Annotated in this window: 3 protein-coding genes; all 3 read right to left on the bottom strand. The window is 67.3% G+C overall.

The annotated features are described in order from the left end of the window. Positions 1-665: hypothetical protein (locus ACFU5V_RS26975; RefSeq protein ID WP_378703006.1), on the bottom strand; the 665-nt coding region annotated here is incomplete at its 3' end. Next, positions 662-1,678 carry a 16S rRNA (cytosine(1402)-N(4))-methyltransferase RsmH gene (rsmH, locus tag ACFU5V_RS26970; protein ID WP_378433781.1) on the bottom strand — a complete coding sequence of 339 codons (1,017 nt, stop codon included), beginning with the start codon at positions 1,676-1,678 and terminating at the stop codon, positions 662-664. The genes ACFU5V_RS26975 and rsmH, both read right to left, overlap by 4 nt. Positions 1,679-1,875: 197 nt before the next feature. After that, positions 1,876-2,307, bottom strand: a complete 432-nt coding sequence (mraZ, locus tag ACFU5V_RS26965) for a division/cell wall cluster transcriptional repressor MraZ (protein WP_005247637.1) — start codon at positions 2,305-2,307, stop codon at positions 1,876-1,878. Positions 2,308-2,770 lie beyond the last annotated feature (463 nt).

Here is a 2,770-nt window from a genome sequence, read left to right as displayed (position 1 = left end):
CCGGAGGGTGGAGCAGTCGTCGGTGCGGCGGCCGAAGGGATCACGGGAACCAATTGTTCACCCTGTGCCTGGATCTCCGCGCCATTGCCGGGCTGCGGCGTGGCGCGCGGAGACTGCGTGGTGCTCCCCCGGTTCGGGGCGGTAGCCACGGAGTTGCCACGCTGGGTGTTCGGGGCGACCGCGTCGAGTGGAGGCACGGGCGCACCAGACGCAGGGGCCGGTTTTCCGACGACCTCGACGCTGCCGTCGGGGTGAACGACGAGCCGAGCCGGATCGTTCGCGGGGACCATGCCGAGCTTGGCCGCTTCCTCCGCCAGTTTCGGGGCGGAGTTGGCGGTCTCGACGTCACGCTCGAGCGCCGCCTTCTCCTCCGCGAGCGACTGGTTGTGCGCGCGGGCGGCGCTCAGTTGGTACGAGTCCTCCGCGGACCGGGTCGTGAGCAGCAGCGTGACGGCCAGGCCCGTCGCAAGCAGAACGAGGATCGTCGCCACGAACGGGATGCGGGCGGTGAGCGTGCCGGTGCGGTTCTTGCCGGAGACAGCGATCGCGGATCCGTTGTGCACGGCCGCGCGCTGGGTGCGCTTCTTGTATGCCCGTTCAGCCGCGCCCGACCGGTTGTCCGCCCGCGCGGGCCGCATCTCGGTGGAACTCACCTGAACCGTCATGCCGCCGACCTCCTGGCAATTCTCTCTGCAGCGCGCAACCGCACCGGGGCTGATCGTGGGTTCTCTTCGATTTCCTGTTCGGACGCGCGCTCCGCCCCTCGTGTGAGGATCCGGAACTCCGGGCCCATCCCCGGCAGTTCGACAGGAAGCCCCTCCGGGCTCTTCGACTTGGACCTGGGAGTGATTTCCTGCTTGACGACCCGGTCTTCCAGGGATTGGTACGACATGAACACGACGCGTCCCCCGACGGTCAACGCGTCGAGTGCAGCCGGTACCGCGGCGCGCAGTGAATCGAGCTCGCCGTTGACCTCCACTCGAAGGGCCTGGAACGTCCGCTTCGCGGGATGTCCCCCGGTACGGCGGGTCGCCGCAGGAATGGTGCGGTACAGCAGTTCGACCAGAGCTGCGCTGGTCGTGAACGGCTCCTTCGCGCGTTGCCGGACCACCTCCGACGCGATCTTGCCCGCGAAGCGCTCCTCGCCGTACGTACTGAGGATGCGCGCGAGGTCGCCGTGGCTGTACGTGTTGAGGACCTCGGCCGCGGTGATGCCGGTGGTCGGGTCCATTCGCATGTCCAGTGGCGCGTCGATCGAATACGCGAACCCCCGATCCGATTCGTCGAGCTGCATCGAGGAGACACCGAGGTCGAAGAGGATGCCGTGCACCGACTCCCGCGTGGACAGACCCGCCTGCGTGAGCGCGTCCTCGATGCCGTCGTAGCGGGTGTGCACGAACGTGATCCGGTCGGCGAACGGGGCGAGCCGGCCACCGGCGATCTCCAGTGCGTGCGGATCACGGTCGAGGGCGACGAGTCTCAGCCGGGGGTAGGTCCGCAGGAAGTGCTCGGAGTGCCCGCCGAGGCCGAGGGTCGCGTCGATCATGACGGCGCCCCCGCCCTGCGGGTCGTTCGCGGTGAGGGCGGGGCCCAGCAGTTCGTCAGCGCGGTGAAGCAGTACCGGGATGTGACCGAAACCATCGGCGGGCGAGGAATCTTCCCCCTCGTGATCCACCATGATCCCTCCGGCTCCTGCTCTGTGGTGCGGGTGAACAAGCCCGGTGCCGGGGTTCACTGCTCGAACTTCTCGTGTCGGCCAGTTGCCGTGGCGAATGCTTCGAGGTCCCTGCCCGAAATGAAAACCTGGCGCTGGGGAAGTGCGTCAGGGTTCCGTCGGACAGAGGCCTCGCGGCATTCGCCGGGACGTGTTCACGCTCAGACGATCTCGCCGAGCGCGACTCCTGTTGCCTGCGAGTAGTTCTCCTCGTTCGCCTCGACATAGGTCTGCCAGGCTTGCGCATCCCAGATCTCGAGGAAATCGACCGAACCGATCACTACGCAGTCCTTGGAGAGACCCGCGTAACGACGGTGATCTGCCGAGAGGGTGATGCGCCCCTGGGCATCTGCGTGCTGCTCGTCGGTACCTGCCGCCAGTCCGCGAACGAAGGCCCGCGCCTCCGGATCGCTTCTCGACGCGGCCGCGGCCTTGCGTGCGAGAGCGGTGAATTCTTCCCGGGGATACACCGCGAGGCTGTGATCCTGACCCTTGGTGACCATCAACCCTCCCGCCAGCGCATCCCGGAACTTTGCGGGCAACGTGAGCCGCCCCTTGTCGTCGAGCTTCGGCGTGTAGGTACCGAGAAACACTCGACACCTCCCACCGCGTTCGATATCGAACGCCGTATGCCCGGGCGGTTCACCTTCGCTCCCCGCTGCGCACCACAGTACCCCACTTTCCCCCACTCACAAGGCGGATAACGGCGTGTTGCGCCTCAATTTGCCGAATACTTGCTGGTCAACGCAGATTGGCCCAGGTGGGGGGAAATTCCCGACGTGATCACCGCCACGGGCACTATCGATCGCACCCCGGCACCCAGCGACGCGGAACACCGGAAAAGCCCAGGTGAGAGCCCGCCCGACGGGTGCGTTACCCCTGTTCCACGACTCGTCTCGGAACCGAGGGGGGAAAGTGGGGACACGGGGTGGGTGAGGGTGGGGATTCGTGGGCGGGAGCGTTCACTGGCCCCACCTACCGGGAACGACCGGGCCCAACGGGCGCAGGCGGCCGGGAGCGCCCTCCAGACAGCAGTGGCGGCGTGGCATCACATGC

Origin of the sequence: Rhodococcus sp. NPDC057529 (assembly GCF_042802055.1) — a bacterium.
In the GTDB taxonomy this organism is placed as follows: domain Bacteria; phylum Actinomycetota; class Actinomycetes; order Mycobacteriales; family Mycobacteriaceae; genus Rhodococcus_F.
The sequence above is the reverse complement of the archived record's forward strand: the minus strand, read 5'-3'. Positions and strand labels throughout refer to the sequence as shown.